16 protein-coding genes are annotated in these 14,711 nt (G+C 66.6%); 4 read left to right on the forward strand and 12 right to left on the reverse strand.

The features are described from left to right. The first annotated feature begins 180 nt into the window (after positions 1 to 180). Entirely contained in the window at positions 181 to 1,143 is a 963-nt protein-coding gene (locus BBJ41_RS13770) for a LysR family transcriptional regulator (RefSeq protein ID WP_069746851.1), read from the forward strand. 88 nt (positions 1,144 to 1,231) lie between these two features. Here BBJ41_RS13770 and BBJ41_RS40405 read toward each other — a convergent pair. Both BBJ41_RS40405 and BBJ41_RS13785 read right to left on the reverse strand, forming a co-directional pair. Continuing rightward, a protein-coding gene (locus tag BBJ41_RS40405; protein ID WP_156814746.1) for an IS3 family transposase occupies positions 1,232 to 2,613 on the reverse strand; the annotation gives its coding sequence in 2 pieces (ribosomal slippage) (positions 1,232 to 2,133 and positions 2,133 to 2,613; 1,383 coding nt in all). Positions 2,614 to 2,733: 120 nt separating this feature from the next. Then, positions 2,734 to 3,693, reverse strand: a complete 960-nt coding sequence (locus tag BBJ41_RS13785) for an NAD(P)H-dependent flavin oxidoreductase (protein WP_069746852.1) — start codon at positions 3,691 to 3,693, stop codon at positions 2,734 to 2,736. A 278-nt stretch (positions 3,694 to 3,971) separates the two neighbouring features. Between BBJ41_RS13785 and BBJ41_RS13790 the strand changes: the two genes are divergently transcribed. Beyond that, complete coding sequence (locus BBJ41_RS13790) at positions 3,972 to 4,859, forward strand: alpha/beta fold hydrolase (RefSeq protein WP_069746853.1); 888 nt, start codon at positions 3,972 to 3,974, stop codon at positions 4,857 to 4,859. A gap of 29 nt (positions 4,860 to 4,888) precedes the next feature. Here BBJ41_RS13790 and BBJ41_RS13795 read toward each other — a convergent pair whose 3' ends face one another. Then, positions 4,889 to 5,380 carry an Lrp/AsnC family transcriptional regulator gene (locus BBJ41_RS13795; RefSeq protein WP_069746854.1) on the reverse strand — a complete coding sequence of 164 codons (492 nt, stop codon included), beginning with the start codon at positions 5,378 to 5,380 and terminating at the stop codon, positions 4,889 to 4,891. Between the two features lie 112 nt (positions 5,381 to 5,492). Here BBJ41_RS13795 and BBJ41_RS13800 point away from each other — a divergent pair, with 112 nt between their 5' ends. Continuing rightward, a complete protein-coding gene (locus BBJ41_RS13800) occupies positions 5,493 to 6,398 on the forward strand; it encodes a DMT family transporter (RefSeq protein ID WP_069746855.1) in 906 nt (301 codons plus the stop codon). Positions 6,399 to 6,710: 312 nt separating this feature from the next. Here the strand turns inward: BBJ41_RS13800 and BBJ41_RS13805 are convergent, their stop codons facing one another. The 6 genes from BBJ41_RS13805 to BBJ41_RS41915 form a co-directional block, all read right to left on the reverse strand. Next, positions 6,711 to 7,196: a hypothetical protein gene (locus BBJ41_RS13805; protein ID WP_069746856.1), complete on the reverse strand. Its 486-nt coding sequence runs from the start codon at positions 7,194 to 7,196 to the stop codon at positions 6,711 to 6,713. A 93-nt stretch (positions 7,197 to 7,289) separates the two neighbouring features. After that, complete coding sequence (locus BBJ41_RS13810; protein WP_069746857.1) at positions 7,290 to 7,496, reverse strand: DUF1289 domain-containing protein; 207 nt, start codon at positions 7,494 to 7,496, stop codon at positions 7,290 to 7,292. Next, positions 7,493 to 7,999: a YbaK/EbsC family protein gene (locus BBJ41_RS13815; protein WP_069746858.1), complete on the reverse strand. Its 507-nt coding sequence runs from the start codon at positions 7,997 to 7,999 to the stop codon at positions 7,493 to 7,495. Before BBJ41_RS13815 ends, BBJ41_RS13810 begins: the two co-directional genes overlap by 4 nt. Positions 8,000 to 8,025: 26 nt before the next feature. Further along, entirely contained in the window at positions 8,026 to 8,958 is a 933-nt protein-coding gene (locus tag BBJ41_RS13820) for a hydroxymethylglutaryl-CoA lyase (protein ID WP_069746859.1), read from the reverse strand. Between the two features lie 32 nt (positions 8,959 to 8,990). Next, positions 8,991 to 9,932, reverse strand: a complete 942-nt coding sequence (locus tag BBJ41_RS13825; protein WP_069746860.1) for a 2-hydroxyacid dehydrogenase — start codon at positions 9,930 to 9,932, stop codon at positions 8,991 to 8,993. Positions 9,933 to 9,936: 4 nt separating this feature from the next. Beyond that, positions 9,937 to 10,062: a hypothetical protein gene (locus tag BBJ41_RS41915; RefSeq protein ID WP_257786447.1), complete on the reverse strand. Its 126-nt coding sequence runs from the start codon at positions 10,060 to 10,062 to the stop codon at positions 9,937 to 9,939. A 227-nt stretch (positions 10,063 to 10,289) separates the two neighbouring features. Between BBJ41_RS41915 and BBJ41_RS13830 the strand changes: the two genes are divergently transcribed. After that, positions 10,290 to 10,913 carry an RBBP9/YdeN family alpha/beta hydrolase gene (locus tag BBJ41_RS13830; protein ID WP_069746861.1) on the forward strand — a complete coding sequence of 208 codons (624 nt, stop codon included), beginning with the start codon at positions 10,290 to 10,292 and terminating at the stop codon, positions 10,911 to 10,913. A 51-nt stretch (positions 10,914 to 10,964) separates the two neighbouring features. Here BBJ41_RS13830 and BBJ41_RS13835 read toward each other — a convergent pair whose 3' ends face one another. The 3 genes from BBJ41_RS13835 to BBJ41_RS13845 form a co-directional block, all read right to left on the reverse strand. After that, entirely contained in the window at positions 10,965 to 13,085 is a 2,121-nt protein-coding gene (locus BBJ41_RS13835) for a phosphocholine-specific phospholipase C (RefSeq protein WP_069747703.1), read from the reverse strand. Between the two features lie 43 nt (positions 13,086 to 13,128). Then, positions 13,129 to 13,419: a hypothetical protein gene (locus BBJ41_RS13840; RefSeq protein ID WP_069746862.1), complete on the reverse strand. Its 291-nt coding sequence runs from the start codon at positions 13,417 to 13,419 to the stop codon at positions 13,129 to 13,131. A 266-nt stretch (positions 13,420 to 13,685) separates the two neighbouring features. After that, positions 13,686 to 14,606 carry a LysR substrate-binding domain-containing protein gene (locus tag BBJ41_RS13845; RefSeq protein ID WP_069746863.1) on the reverse strand — a complete coding sequence of 307 codons (921 nt, stop codon included), beginning with the start codon at positions 14,604 to 14,606 and terminating at the stop codon, positions 13,686 to 13,688. Positions 14,607 to 14,711: the final 105 nt, after the last annotated feature.

Below are 14,711 nucleotides of genomic sequence, written 5' to 3' on the forward strand. Positions count from 1 at the left end.
GCACGCGCGATCGGCGCGCAGCACGCGCGCGAAAATCGCGCGTTCCGGCTGCATGTTTTCCCGCCCGAAACGGCGCCGCCACTCGCGGCGCCGTTTTGCCTTTCTTGACCTTTCTGTTTCCTAGCCTTTGTTACCCTATCTCGTAATTGGACCATTCCCCCGTCATTACGAGCTAGTTCGATGGATACCCTCGTCAGCATGAATGTGTTTCGCTACGTCGTCGAAGTGGGCAGCTTCGTCGGCGCGGCGGAGCGCATGCAGATGTCGGCTGCGATGGCGAGCAAGCACGTGATGCATCTCGAGCAACAGCTCGGCGCGCGGCTGCTGCATCGCACGACACGACGCGTCGCGCCCACCGAGGCAGGACGCGAATATTACGAGCGCCTGGTGCAGGCGCTGTCTGAACTCGACGAAGCCGGGCAGGCAGTCGGCGCCGCGAGCGTGGTGCCGCAGGGCAGGCTGCGCGTGACGTCGCTGTCCGCGTTCGGCTTGCGGCACGTGATGCAGGCCGTCACCGAATACGCGGGCCGTTTCCCCGACGTGACCGTCGACATGACGCTGTCCGATCGTGTGGTCGACCTGATCGAGGAAGGCTACGACGTCGCGGTGCGCGCGGCGCCGAACGGTTTGAAATCGTCGTCGCTGGTCGCGCGGCAGATCGCGACCGCGCACATCCTGCTCGTCGCGTCGCCCGAGTATCTCGACAAGCACGGCACGCCCGAGACGATCGCCGATCTCGCGCAGCACAATTACCTGCGGCGCGACTCGAATTCGACGATGCTCGATTCGCTGGTGATCGACGCGGCTGCCGCGTCGCGCGTGAACCTGAACGGCAACCTGATCGTGAATCACCTCGAAGGGCTGCGTGCGGCCGTGCTCGCGGGCGCGGGCATCGCGTTGCTCGGCACCGAGGTGGTCGGCGACGACATCGAATCCGGCCGGCTCATACCGGTGCTGCTCGACGCGGTACCGCCGCACGAGGCGCCGATCTATGCGGTCTACGCGAGCCGTCGTCACGTGTCCGCGAAGGTGCGTTCGTTCGTCGATTTCCTGGCGGCGCGTTTCGAAGGACAGTCGCTGTGCCCGTCGATCGAGTCGCGCCTGCGCGTGCTGCCGATCACGCGGATGAAGCGCGTGGTCTGAACCCGTATTTCCCGCTCGACGGCGGGGCCATGAAAAAAGCGCGAACCGCTGCTGAACTGACCCCACAAAGTTGGACAGTTTAAGAAGGCTAGGCGCCCAAGGGCTGAGTTCTGTATTGAACGGGACTCAGCCCTTTTAGTTTGAGCTTGATGCGATCGTGGTTGTAGTAATGGATGTAGCGATCCAACGCATCGCGTAACTGTTCGACGCTAGCAAAGCGTTGCAGCCTGTAGCACTCTGACTTGAGCGTACCGAAGAAGCTCTCCATCGCGGCGTTGTCCAAGCAGTTGCCTTTGCGTGACATGCTCTGCGTCAACGCGTGCTGGCCAAGCAGCCGACGATACGCTGGCATCTGATACTGCCAGCCCTGATCCGAATGCAGCAGCGGTCGATCCTTGCGTCCAAGCTTGGTCAGCGCCTTCTTCAGCATACGGCTGACCATCTCGAAGCTTGGCCGTCGATCCATCTGATAGGCGACGATCTCCCCGTTGTACAGATCCATCACTGGCGACAGGTACAGCTTCTGGCCACCGACGTTGAACTCAGTCACGTCGGTTACCCATTTCTGATTCGGGCGCTCGACATCGAACTTGCGCTGCAGCAGATTAGGCGCGACACGACCAACTTCGCCTCGCCAGGAGCGGTATTTCTTTGGGCGCACCAAGGACTTCAGTCGCAATTGTCCCATCAGTCGTTGCACGGTCTTATGGTTGATCGCGTGTCCTGCCTGCCGGATTGTGGCGGTGATTCGCCGATAGCCGTAACGACCTTGGTGATGCTCGTACACGGTCCGGATCCTGGCTTTGAGATCGGCATGTCGATCACCGGCATCCAGCACCTTCAACTGATAGTAGAACGTGCTGCGCGCCAGATCTGCTGCTTTCAGAAGGGCTGCTATCGGATGGCATTGCCTGAGCTCGCGCACTATTTGCGCTTTTTCTTTGGCGCTGCTTGCTCCTTTGATCGCAGCAGCGCATCGAGCTTTTTTAGGTACGCCACCTCCGCACGCAGATATTCGTTCTCTTTGAGCAGGTCGTCGCGTGAGAGCGTGTCCGGCGTGCGTGCCTCATCGGGCTGCAGCGGGAACTCCGGTTTCATGTCTGGTTCAGGCTTCATGCTGGGCGGGCGTCCTCGTCGGCGAGGCTTCAGAGCATCTATACCGCCGTCATGATACAAGCGCACCCAAGTTGCCACGGTTCGGTCACCACGAATGTTGAATAGTGTCGCGACCTCGCGATACGAAAGCTCATCGCGCCACATACGCTGTAAAACCGAAAGCTTGAACTGCTCATCATAGTGGCTGTATTTCTTACTCAGTCCGGCAACGCCGTGCTCACGATACCGGGCGACCCACCGGTGCACTAGCGTATAGCTCAGGCCGTATCGCTTGCCCAACGCCTTCACTCCAGCGTTGCCGGCAAGGTACTCGTCTACGATTTGCCGCTTGAACTGCTCGTTGTACTTCGTCATGAAAAAACACCCCAAAGGTTGGATCGATGTCCAACTTTTGGGGTGCAGTTCATGCGGTTCGCGCTTTTTTGTTTGGCATGACGTCATGCACGGCGGAGAGCGCCGCCGTCGTCGCATGCGTCAGCGCGGAATGCCGAGCCGCGCCTTCGCGTCGTCGTACTCGCGCTTCAGGCGCTCGACGAGCGCGCCGACGCTCGGCAGGTCGTCCATCAGGCCGACGCCCTGGCCTGCGCCCCAGATGTCCTTCCACGCCTTCGTCTTGTCGCTGCCGAAATTCATCTTCGTCTTGTCGGATTCCGGCAGCGCTTCCGGATCGAGGCCGGCTTTCTCGATGCTCTCGCGGATGTAGTTGCCGTGTACGCCCGTGAAGAGGTTCGTGTAGATGATGTCGGACGATTTCGCGTTGACGATCGCGCGCTTGTAGTCCTCGACCGCGTGCGCTTCCTGCGTCGCGATGAAGCGCGTGCCCATGTACGCGAAATCGGCGCCCATCGCCTGCGCGGCGAGGATCGAGCCGCCGTTCGCGATCGAGCCGGACAGCACGATCGGACCGTCGAAGATCTTGCGGACTTCGCCGACGAGCGCGAACGGTGACGTCGTGCCCGCATGGCCGCCCGCGCCGGCCGCGACGAGGATCAGCCCGTCGACGCCGGCTTCGAGCGCCTTCTGCGCGTGGCGCAGGTTGATCACGTCGTGCAGCACGATGCCGCCGTAGCTGTGCACCGCGTCGACGATCTCGCGCGCCGGTGCGCGCAGGCTCGTGATGAAGATCGGCACCTTGTGGTCGACGCACACGCGCACGTCGTGCTCGAGCCGCGCGTTCGACTGGTGGACGATCTGGTTGACCGCGATCGGGCCGATCACCGCGTCGGGGTGTTTCGCCTTGTGGTCGGCGAGCTCCGCCTGGATCTGCGTGAGCCACTCGTCGAGCAGTTCGGCCGGGCGGGCGTTGAGCGCGGGGAACGAACCGACGATGCCCGCCTTGCATTGCGCGAGCACGAGTTCGGGGTAGCTGACGATGAACATCGGCGACGCGATGACGGGCAGCGTCAGGTTCTGCAGGACGGTGGGCAATGCCATGTGATGTCTCCAGTCTCCAGGGGCGGTCGGAGCCCGCGCGATCGCGCCGATGCTCAAACCATGCTTTGCGGTCGAACGGTGATTCGAGTGTAGCTGCGGAACAGGCTGTTTATATTAATACGAACGATCGTGCGATTCTACGCGAGCTTAACAAAACGCGCGGTGTGGTGGCAATCGAGTGAGTGTTCTCTTTCTACGGATTCTGGCTGTTGCCCCGCTGTGCCGACGCGCAAGCGCTCCTAAAATAGCCGCCATAACAAACCAACGAGAAACAAACCATGTCGTTTGAGGCGTTTGCACCGTTTCGCGTGACGGTGCAGGACACCGACATCTTCGGTGTCAAAGGAGGCGCGGGCCCGCCGCTCCTGTTGCTGCACGGGCATCCGCAAACCCACATGATCTGGCATCGCGTTGCCGCGACGCTCGCGAATCACTTCACGGTGATCGCCACCGACCTGCGCGGATACGGCGCATCGGGCCGGCCGCCGAGCGACGCGCAGCACGCGCCGTATTCGAAACGTGCGATGGCGGCCGACCAGGTCGCCGTGATGCGGCATTTCGGTTTCGAGCACTTCCACGTGTGTGCGCACGATCGCGGCGCGCGTGTCGCGCACCGGCTCGCGCTCGACCACGCGGACGCCGTCGAGCGGATGATGCTGCTCGACATTGCACCGACGCTCGCGATGTACGAGAAAACCGATCGCGCATTCGCGACCGCGTATTTCCACTGGTTCTTCCTGATCCAGCCCGAGCCGCTGCCCGAGACGCTGATCGGCGCGCATACCGATGCGTACATCGAGCGCGTGATGGGCAACCGGTCCGCCGGGTTCGCGCCCGAGGCGCTCGACGCGTACCGCGCGGCGCTCGCGCAGCCGGGCGCCGTGCACGCGATGTGCGAGGACTACCGCGCATCGGCGACGATCGACCTCGAGCACGACCGTGCGGATCTCGAACGCGGCAACAAGGTTGCGTGCCCGTTGCGCGTGCTGTGGGGCGCGAACGGAATCGTCGGGCGCTGCTTCGATCCGCTCGACGAATGGCGGCGCGTCGCGCGCGACGTCAGCGGCCGCGCGCTCGATTGCGGACACTACATTCCGGAAGAGGCGCCCGTCGCGCTGATCGACGAACTGCTCGCGTTCTTCGAGGCGCGCGACCCGACAGCGTAAGCGGCGGTTCGACGGCGCGTGCCGCTCGTTCAGCGGTGCGCTTGATCGTCCTCGGCGAGCGGCGGCAGCCGGCGCGGCACGGGCGTCGATTTGACGATCGCGGTGCTCGTTTCCGCGCGTTCCGTCACCTTCGACAGGATGTCGTCGAGGTGCTCGATCGTGCGCAGGTAGAGCCGGCAGATGAAGCAGTCTTCGCCGGTCACCTTGTCGCATTCGACGAATTCGGGAATCCGGCGCAGCAATTCCTCGACGAGATGAAGCTGGCCCGGCAGCGGCTTCACGCGCACGATCGCCTGCAGCGTGTAGCCGAGCGCGCGCGGGTCGAGCTCGACGGTGAACGCGGCGATCACGCCTTGCGCCTCGAGCCGCCGCACGCGGTCGGCGGTCGCGGGCGCCGACAGCCCGATCTGCCGCGCGAGTTCGCTGGTTGCGATGCGCGCGTCGTCGGCCAGCGCCGCGAGGATCGCGCGGTCGGTCGCGTCGAGCGATGCGACGGCAGGCGGGGAAAGGCGTTTCGGCATGATCGCTTTGCTTTCGAAGGTAAATTGGTCGATTCGCTTCAGTTTAGCCGTGGTTGCGGCGAAAGCAAGTTTCTAGAATCGAAGTCATCCACTCTCTTGAACGGAGTACCTGATGGCCTCGAATGAAATCCGCCGCGGCGCTGCCGAGATGGTCGTCGCGATGATGATGTCCGGCACGATCGGCTGGCTCGTGATGTCGTCGCAGCAACCGCTCACCAACGTCGTATTTTTCCGCTGCCTGTTCGGCGCCGCAACGCTCGCGATCGTCTGCGCGGCGTTCGGCTTCCTGCGCCGCGCGCTGTTCTCACCGCGGATGCTCGCGCTGGCGACGCTCGGCAGCGTCGCGATCGTCGCGAACTGGCTGCTGCTGTTCGCCGCCTATTCGCGCGCGTCGATCTCGATGGCCACCGCCGTCTACAACACGCAGCCGTTCATGCTCGTCGCGCTCGGCGCGATCGTGTTCCGTGAACGGATCACCGCGTCGACGGTTGCGTGGCTCGCGCTCGCCTTCGTCGGGCTCGTCTGCGTGGTGCGCGTCGAGCCGGCCGTGCTCGCGGTGCCGGGCGAATACCTGGAAGGCGTCGCGCTGTCGCTCGGCGCGGCGTTCCTGTACGCGATCTCGTCGATCGTCACGAAGCACCTGAAGGGCACGCCGCCGCATCTGCTCGCGCTGCTGCAGGCCGGCCTCGGCATCCTGCTGCTCGCACCGTTCGCGCACTTCGACACGCTGCCCGCGACCGCCGGCCAGTGGTTCGACCTCGTCGTACTCGGCGTCGTGAACACGGGCCTGATGTATGTGCTGCTGTACGGCGCGATCCAGAAGTTGCCGACCGCGATGACCGGCGCGCTGTCGTTCGTCTACCCGGTCGTCGCGATCGTCGTCGATCACTTCGCGTTCGGGCAGACGCTCGCGTGGACACAGGTGCTCGGCGCGCTGCTGATCCTGCTCGCGGCGGCCGGCGTGAATCTCGGCTGGCGCATCGTGCCCGCACGTCGCGCGGCGGTCGGCAACCCCTGAAACGATCGTACGATTCGGCATGCCGTCACGGGCAGTCGCGAAGGGGCGCGGGACTCGCCGCCTGCGCGTGGCGGGAACGCGGATTGCGCGCGAAACGGACGTGAAACGGGCGCGTGCGGGGCCCGCACGCACGCGTGAAAGATACTGAAAGAAGTTGTAGGGAAACACCCGATGCGATGCGCTCGCGTCGCTCGTATGATGCGGGCTGTGACGTTGATCACGTTCACAGGATTCCGATCTCGACGCCGTTCGCCCGTGAGGCTGAACGGCTTTTTTTTGCTCGATCCTAGCAGCGGCCTTGGCCGGATTGCTTCATGCGAGTGAATCGGGAGCGATCCGGCCGCCTTCGATCACAAAATGCGGACTGTCGACGCTGGGTTCAAAGAGTCGCCAGTCTTCTTCGTCAGCCATGCCGTTGGGCATGATGACGAGGCTCATACCCGCAGACAGCGTTATCCATGCTTGCCCCGATTCGCCGCCAAGCGCGCGTTCGACGGTCGTCTGGCCATGCTTGATCAATAACACGTCTAGACGCGCCACAGTTGTGCGTGCTTCATCGTCGGAGCCGCGAAGATCGTCTTGGGTCGCGACGATGTCGTTTTCTCGCCGGAGTTGCCAATTGCATTGAATATGCAGCGCCCATGCTCCCACCCATTTCAGCGTGCCCTTTCGCGTGGTGGTTTGCCGCATCGGGCCGAACTGCATCGTTAGCATGTCGGCTGCACGATTGATGCCGCCGATGTCGAGACCTTCGAGAACGGCGAGGTGCTGGGTGATCTGTTCCTGAACGTTGGTCATTGACTTCCCCGAACATGTCGCGGGCGCGCCCGAGAATTTCACGATACCCGAGTTGTTCCCGCTTCCTGGTGGAACACGCGCGTCCGAAGATCTTTATGCTTCGCTTCCTGCGAGCAACCGCCGTCTTGCATCGAGCCGCGCGAGCAGCGCGCGCCGCGCGTCGTCGTCCGACGCGCGCCATCCCTTGATCTCGTCGCGCGTGCGCAGGCAACCCGCGCACCAGTCGGTGCGCGGATCGATCCTGCAGACGTCGGTGCACGGCGATGCAACCGTGCCGATCATCACCGGCACATCGCTCATGCTTCGTCCCGTAACACGACGTCCGCTACCGGCGCGCCCGTCAGCGACACGAGTTCGTGCGGCGACAGGTTGAACACCGCATGCGGATGGCCGGCGGCTGCCCACAGGCTGTCGAGCTCGAGCAGGTCGGCGTCGATCAGCGTGACGGGTTCGACGAGATGGCCGATCGGGCAGACGCCGCCGATCGCATAGCCGGTGTTGTCGCGCACGAACTTCGCGTCCGCGCGGCCGACCGGGCCGACCTGCGCGGCGACCTTCTTCTCGTCGACGCGGTTGACGCCGCTCGCGACCACGAGCACGGGCGCGCCGTCCGACTGCCGGCGAAACAGGATCGACTTCGCGATCTGCGCAACCGAGCAGCCGAGCCCGGCTGCCGCCTCGGCCGAGGTCTTGCCGGTTTCGGCGAGCATCACGATGCCTTTCGCGTGGCCGCGCTCGCGCAGCAGCAGCGCGACGCGTCGCGCGGAATCGGGGAGGGAATCGAATGAAGCAGGTGTCGTCATGTTGAGGAATCCATGGAATGCCGGGGTCAGACGCAGTTCGCGGCGTCGGCCGCGTTCTGCGCCTTCGCGAGCAACGCACGACCGGCGCGCGACACGTTCGCGCGGCCGATTGCGTTCGAGATGAAGTCGCCGGCGGCGACGACCTGCGCGAGATCGACGCCGGTGTCGATGCCGAGGCCCTGCATCAGGTACAGCACGTCCTCGGTCGCGACGTTGCCGGTTGCGCCCTTCGCGTACGGGCAGCCGCCGAGGCCCGCGACCGACGCGTGGAAGATCTCGATCCCTTCGAACAGCGCCGCGTAGATGTTCGCGAGCGCCTGGCCGTAGGTGTCGTGGAAGTGGCCCGACAGGCGTTCGCGCGGGAACACGCGCGTGACGGCCGACAGCACCTCGCGCGTGCGCTTGGGCGTGCCGACGCCGATCGTGTCGGCGATGTCGATCTCGTCGCAGCCGAGCGCCGCGAAGCGTTCGACGACGTCGACGACCGATGCGACCGGCACTTCGCCCTGGTACGGGCAGCCGAGCGTGCACGACACGCTGCCGCGCAGCCGCAGGCCGGCGTCCTTCGCGGCCTTCGCGACCGGCTCGAAGCGCGCGATGCTCTCGGCGATGCTGCAATTGATGTTCCGCTGCGAGAACGCCTCGCTCGCCGCGCCGAAGATCACGACTTCGTCGGCACGTGCGGCGAGCGCATTCTCGAAGCCTTTCAGGTTCGGCGTGAGCACCGAGTACACGGTGCCCGCGCGGCGCTCGATGCCCGCCATCACCTCGGCGCCGTCGGCCATCTGCGGCACCCATTTCGGCGATACGAACGACGCGGCTTCGACGTTGCGGAAGCCGGCGCGCGACAGGCGGTCGATGAGCGCGATCTTCACGTCGGTCGGCACGAAGGTCTTTTCGTTCTGCAGCCCGTCGCGCGGGCCGACTTCGACGATCTTGACGGCGGTGGGGAAGGTCATGGTTGTCTCCTGGTTTCTTTGTCAGTCGGAATTCAGTAGCCGCGCGCGTAGTCGACGATGCCGCCGACGCGCTCGCCGCGCTCGAACGCGCGGATCTTGCCGGCGATTTGCTCGACGGCCTCCGCGCGCAGCGTCTCGGCCGAGCTGTGCGGCGTGATCGTGATGCGCGGCGCGCGCCAGAACGGGTGATCCTCGGGCAGCGGCTCGTGATGGAACACGTCGAGCGTCGCGGCGGCGACGTGGCCGCTCGCGAGCGCGTCGAGCAGGTCGGCGTCGACGAGATGCGCGCCGCGCGCGACGTTGACGACGTACGCGCCCGGCGCGAGCCGCGCGAACGTGCGCGCCGACAGGATGCCGTCGGTGTCGGGCGTGCTCGGCAGCAGGTTGACGAGCACCCTCGCGCCGTCGATGCACGCGTCGAATGCGCCGTCGCCGGCGAAGGTTTCGACGCCGTCGAGCTGCTTCGCGCTGCGGCTGTAGCCGCGCACCGGCAGGCCGAGTGCGGCGAGCGCGAGCGCGACCTGCGCGCCGAGCACGCCGAGGCCGAGTACGGCGACGGTGAAGCGCGTGCGCGGATGCGGGTCGAGCGGGCGCCAGCGGCGCTCGCGCTGCTGGATGTCGTATTCGTCGAAGCGGCGCAGGTAGCGCAGCACCGCGTGCGTCACGTATTCGACCATCTGCTGCGCCATGCCCGAATCCTCGAGCCGCACGAGCGGCACGTGCGGCGGCAGCGTGCCGGGGTGCGCGCGGTCGAGCGCGAGCAGCGCATCGACACCCGCGCCGAGGTTGAAGATCGCGCGCAGGCCGTCGCGCGGTGCGAAGAACTCGCGGGGCGCGCGCCAGACGAGCGCGTAATCGGTGGCGGCCGTGTCGCCCGGCTGCCACGCGCGCAGTTCCGCTTCCGGCAGCGCGTGCGCGATCTCGGCGCGCCACGCGGCGGCTTCCTGGTGCGGGGAGTAGAACAGGATTTTCATCGCGTCAGTTCGCGACCATGCCGCGACCCTCGGGGTAGCCGGGCAGGCTACCGTGGCACGCGCCGGCAGGGCGCGTCGCGGGAAAAGCGGGGTGGAACGGGCGCAATGCGCCGGCGGGCACAGCGGACATCGGGCATCTCCTGACGACGGCGCCCGGCGCGTCGGCGCCCGGCCCTGTTTCGCGTGAAGCTGACGGGAAGCCCACATTCTACGGTTTCGCGGCGCGTTTCGCGCCGTTGCGTCGCCGGCTGGCGCACGGCGGCCGGCCCGCGTAAAAGCAAAGCACAAAATATTGGTTCGGCCGCCGTGCGCGGCGCGACACAATCGAGGCTCGTCTTCAAGCAAGCGAGGGCAATCATGCGCGCATGCAGCAAATCGGCGTGGCCGCCGCGGCTCGTCACCGTTCCGGGCCTGCACGGCAGCGAAGGCGCTCACTGGCAGACCTGGCTCGAACGGCAGTTTCCGCGCTCGCTGCGCGTCGAGCAGGATGACTGGGACGCGCCCGATCTCGCGCGCTGGGCGCAATCGGTGCGCGTGCTGCTCGAGCGCGAGCGCGGCCCGTTCGTGCTCGCCGCGCACAGCTTCGGCTGCCTCGCGGCCGCGCATGCGCTGACGCAGGGGCCGCACGCGGGCGATGTCGCGGGCGTGCTGCTCGTCGCGCCCGCCAGCCCGAAGAAATTCACGTTCGCCGGCCCGTTCGATGCGCGCCGGCTCGCGGTGCCGTCGATCGTGATCGGCAGCGAAACCGATCCGTGGATGCCGCTCGCCGATGCGCGCACGCTCGCGCAGCGCCTGGGCAGCGCGTTCGTGAACCTCGGCGACGCCGGGCACATCAACACCGCGGCCGGCTTCGGGCCGTGGCCGCGCGCGAAGTATTTCGTCGACACGCTGGTCCATTGCGCGGCGCCGCTGCGCTTTCGGGACGCGGACGACGGCTTCGAGGCCGAACTCGTCGACCGCGCGCTCGCACACGCGGTCTGACCGCCGGGCGGCATTGCGCGGCAGGCGCCGCACAATGCCGCACCGTCGCGCTTACGACGCGGAAACGGGCTGCACCGCGGCCGGGTCCGAATAGCTCGGCCGGCCGTTTTCGACGTGGCCCGCGAAGCGGCGCGAGAACGTGCCGTTCGCGCCGTCGCTCACCGTCACGTCATACCACTGGTGGCTCGACGCGAGCGCCCACTGCTCGACATGCTCGTCGCCGCCGTGCAGCGTCACCTGCCGCGACGGCGCGCCGTACGCGTTGTCGGTCAGCGTCAGCGTGACGTGGGCGCCGCCATGGTTGCGCAGCTTCAGGTACAGGTTTCCGTTCGCGACGTCGTAGCCGGCCTTCACCTCCGGCTGCGCCGGGTTGCGGTGCGGCGCGGCCGGGGCCGACACGTTGCCCGAGAACACGCGCACGAAGCCGTTCGGCCCGTACACCGAGAACGCATACACGCCGTTCGTCACCGTCAGGTCGAAGTCCGCATGCAGCAGGCGGCGCGCGCCGACCGTGTAGCGCCACGGGCCGTCGGTGCGGTTCGTCGAATACACGTGGAAGTGCGCGCCCTGGTTGCCGCGGTTCGCAAACTCGATGCGCAGTTTGGTCCCGCCGTACACGCTCGCGTTCACATGCAGCTCGTACGGCAGCGCGCGCGCCGGCCGCACGCCGGGCTCCTGCGGGGCAACCGGCGACGGCGTCGCGGGCACGGTCGGCGCGGGCTGCGACGTGCACTGCTGGTCCGCGATCGAGCGGTACTGGCTCGTGTCGGGCAGCGGCGGGAACGACGCATCGGACGAGCGGAAGTCGAACGCGGCGGTGAGGTCGCCGCAGACCGTGCGGCGCCACGGCGTGATGTTCGGTTCGTCGATGCCGAACCGCTCGCCGATGAAGCGGATCACCGACGTGTGGTCGAACACCTGCGAGCAGACGAAGCCGCCCTTGGTCCACGGCGACACGACCGTCATCGGCACGCGCGGCCCGAGGCCGTAGGGCAGGCCGTCGGCCGTGTAGCTGCCGCCGCGCCCCGGGTTCACGACCGTGTGCAGCTCGCCGTCGGTCGTCACGGTCGACGCGCCCTGCGCGGCCGACGTCGGCGGCTGCGGCGGCACGATGTGATCGAAGAAGCCGTCGTTCTCGTCGTACATGATGAACAGCGCGGTCTTGCGCCACACGTCCGGATTCGCGGTGAGCGCATCGAGGATCTGCGACGTGTAGTTCGCGCCGTACGCGGGCGTGTATTTCGGATGCTCGGAGAACGCGGCGGGCGGGCACAGCCACGACACCTGCGGCAGCCGGTCGTTGATCACGTCGTTCTTCAGGTCGTCGAGCGTGCGCACCGTCTGCGCGCGCTGGTACAGCGACGAACCGGGCTTCGCGTTGATGAAGTTCGCGAAGTTCTGCAGCACGTTCGTGCCGTAGTTGCCGTTGTACGGATCATTGCCCGTCGTGCCCTGCTGGTAGATCTGCCACGACACGCCGCGCGCTTCGAGACGTTCGGGAAAGGTCGTCCACGACAGCAACTGGTACGCGGGCGGCCCGTCGCCGTCGACATAGTCGCTGTTGTCGAGCAGCGGGCCGCCGAACTTGCCGGTCGGGTCGATCGTGCCCGTCATCAGGTACGAGCGGTTCGGGTGCGTCGGCCCCGGCAGCGAGCAGAAATAGTTGTCGCACACGGTGAACGCATCGGCGAGCGCGTAGTGGAACGGGATGTCCTCGCGCACGTGATAGCCCATCGTCATGTCGGTCTTGTTCGCGGGCCACTGGTCGTAGCGGCCGCCGTCGATCGCCGCGTGCGTCTTGTACCACGAGTGGTCGAGGTCGCCGACGCACTGCGCGCTCGTCGTCAGCGTATTCAGCCGGAACGGCAGCACGGGCTTCGCCGGATCGGCCTTCGACGGCTGGTACCACACCGGTTTGCCGTTCGGCAGCGGGATCGGGAAGCGGTCGTTGTAGCCGCGCACGCCGCGCAGGTGTCCGAAGTAATGATCGAACGAACGGTTTTCCTGCATGAACACGACGATGTGCTCGACATCGCGGATCGTGCCGGTGCCGCGCGCGGCGGGAATCGCGAGTGCGCGGCGGATCGATTCGGGGAATGCGTTGAGCGCGACGGCGGCGCCCGCGGATTGTGCGACGGTATGCAGGAAACGGCGGCGGCTCGATGACGGCATGTTGTTCACCTCGGTTCTGCGTCGGGGGACGGAAACGGCGGGATCAGCCTCCGCTCGGCGACGATGCGGCGGCCGATGAAGCGGCCGCGTTCATCGCGGGCTTCGCGTCGTCGTCGTCATCGGGCGGGTAGTGCACGACGGGCGGCGCGAGCGGTGCGGCATCGGACGCGGCGGCGTTCGCGCTCGCCTCGCTGTTGAATGCGCTCGCGGAGCCGGCCGATGCGCCGGCCTGCTGCGACGTGTCGGCCGTATTCGCGTCGTGCGGCGCGTCATCGCTGCAAGCGGCAACGAACGCGGCGGCACAAAGAACGACGACGACGGAAACACGACGCATGACTGCTCTCCTGGCGGGCTGATCGGGAAACGTTTTCGAGTATGCCGATGCGATGCGACGTTTCGGTGAATCGTTTGCGACCGGTGCGTGATTGCAGAGTGCTTTCGATATCCTGACCATGCACTTGCGCGGCGTGGCGGAAGCGCAATATTTCCCGGCGGACGATGCGAGTCGGGCACTTTTACCCGGGCGCGCGAAACGATGCGTAAGCGCATCCACGGCGGCCTGACCGTTCATGATGGACGCATGCGGTCCGTTGCGTTGCGTCAGCGCCGCGGTGTGCGTCGCCGCACCTCGCTGCGCAGCCAGTCGAGCCACGTGCGGATCGCCGCTTCGTGCGGATGGCCGGGGCGCCATACGACGTAGTGCGCGTACACGTCGGTCACGCGCACCGTCGACACGCGCACGAGCGTGCCGTTTGCGAGTTCGGGTTCGATCAGCGAGCGGCGCGCGAGTGCGACGCCGCGCCCTTTCAGCGTCGCGTCGATCAGCGCGTTCGCATCGGTGAAGCGCGGCGCGCGCGCGGATTCGGTGAGGTCGAGCCGCGCGGCCTGCAACCACGGTTCCCACGGCTGCGCGGGATGGCGCAGCAGCGTCGCGCGCACGAGATCGGCCGGCGCACGCGGCGCAATGCCGTCGCGATTGCGGTATGCGGGGCTCGCGACCGGGAAGATCGTCTCGTTCATCAGCTTCTCGGCGACGACGCCCGGCCACGTGCCGGGCCCGTAACGCAGCGCGACGTCGATGCGGTCGCGCTTGCGCAGCGGCGCGAGCGCCACGTCCGGGTGCAGCGCGATCGCGATGTGCGGATGCGCGGCCGAGAAGCGCGGCAGGCGCGGCGCGAGCCAGCGCTCGGCGACGCTCGGCAGCACGCTGACGTTGAGCGTGACATCGCAGGTGCGCGGGCGGCTGCGTGTCGCGAGCGCCGGTTCGAACGCGCGTTCGAGCACGCTCAGGCCCTGGCGTACCTGCAGCGCGAGCGCGTGCGCGGCCTGCGTCGGCGTTGCGCCGTTGCGTTCGCGCGTGAAGAGCGGATAGCCGAGCTGCGCCTCGAGCGCGCGGATGTGCTGGCTGACCGCGCCTTGCGTGAGCGCGAGCGCGTCGGCCGCGCGCGTGAAGCTCTGCAGCCGCACGGCGGTTTCGAACGCGCGCAGCGTCTGTAGCGGAGGGAGGTGGATGCGTCTCATGCGGGTATTAGTAACACTAATGTCCGAGCACGACAATTCATCGTTTGCGGCGCCCGGCCGCGCGTTCCTACACTCGGTTCCGTCATCCACAGCACCGCCGGGCCA

The sequence above is a fragment of the Burkholderia stabilis genome (assembly GCF_001742165.1).
In the GTDB taxonomy this organism is placed as follows: domain Bacteria; phylum Pseudomonadota; class Gammaproteobacteria; order Burkholderiales; family Burkholderiaceae; genus Burkholderia; species Burkholderia stabilis.

Bases quoted from the DNA above. Each gene is read 5' to 3' on its own strand.
- BBJ41_RS13770 (WP_069746851.1), top strand. From the start codon at position 181: ATGGATACCCTCGTCAGCATGAATGTGTTTCGCTACGTCGTCGAAGTG.
- BBJ41_RS13785 (WP_069746852.1), bottom strand. From the start codon at position 3,693: ATGGCATTGCCCACCGTCCTGCAGAACCTGACGCTGCCCGTCATCGCG.
- BBJ41_RS13790 (WP_069746853.1), top strand. From the start codon at position 3,972: ATGTCGTTTGAGGCGTTTGCACCGTTTCGCGTGACGGTGCAGGACACC.
- BBJ41_RS13795 (WP_069746854.1), bottom strand. From the start codon at position 5,380: ATGCCGAAACGCCTTTCCCCGCCTGCCGTCGCATCGCTCGACGCGACC.
- BBJ41_RS13800 (WP_069746855.1), top strand. From the start codon at position 5,493: ATGGCCTCGAATGAAATCCGCCGCGGCGCTGCCGAGATGGTCGTCGCG.
- BBJ41_RS13805 (WP_069746856.1), bottom strand. From the start codon at position 7,196: ATGACCAACGTTCAGGAACAGATCACCCAGCACCTCGCCGTTCTCGAA.
- BBJ41_RS13810 (WP_069746857.1), bottom strand. From the start codon at position 7,496: ATGAGCGATGTGCCGGTGATGATCGGCACGGTTGCATCGCCGTGCACC.
- BBJ41_RS13815 (WP_069746858.1), bottom strand. From the start codon at position 7,999: ATGACGACACCTGCTTCATTCGATTCCCTCCCCGATTCCGCGCGACGC.
- BBJ41_RS13820 (WP_069746859.1), bottom strand. From the start codon at position 8,958: ATGACCTTCCCCACCGCCGTCAAGATCGTCGAAGTCGGCCCGCGCGAC.
- BBJ41_RS13825 (WP_069746860.1), bottom strand. From the start codon at position 9,932: ATGAAAATCCTGTTCTACTCCCCGCACCAGGAAGCCGCCGCGTGGCGC.
- BBJ41_RS41915 (WP_257786447.1), bottom strand. From the start codon at position 10,062: ATGTCCGCTGTGCCCGCCGGCGCATTGCGCCCGTTCCACCCCGCTTTT.
- BBJ41_RS13830 (WP_069746861.1), top strand. From the start codon at position 10,290: ATGCGCGCATGCAGCAAATCGGCGTGGCCGCCGCGGCTCGTCACCGTT.
- BBJ41_RS13835 (WP_069747703.1), bottom strand. From the start codon at position 13,085: ATGCCGTCATCGAGCCGCCGCCGTTTCCTGCATACCGTCGCACAATCC.
- BBJ41_RS13840 (WP_069746862.1), bottom strand. From the start codon at position 13,419: ATGCGTCGTGTTTCCGTCGTCGTCGTTCTTTGTGCCGCCGCGTTCGTT.
- BBJ41_RS13845 (WP_069746863.1), bottom strand. From the start codon at position 14,606: ATGAGACGCATCCACCTCCCTCCGCTACAGACGCTGCGCGCGTTCGAA.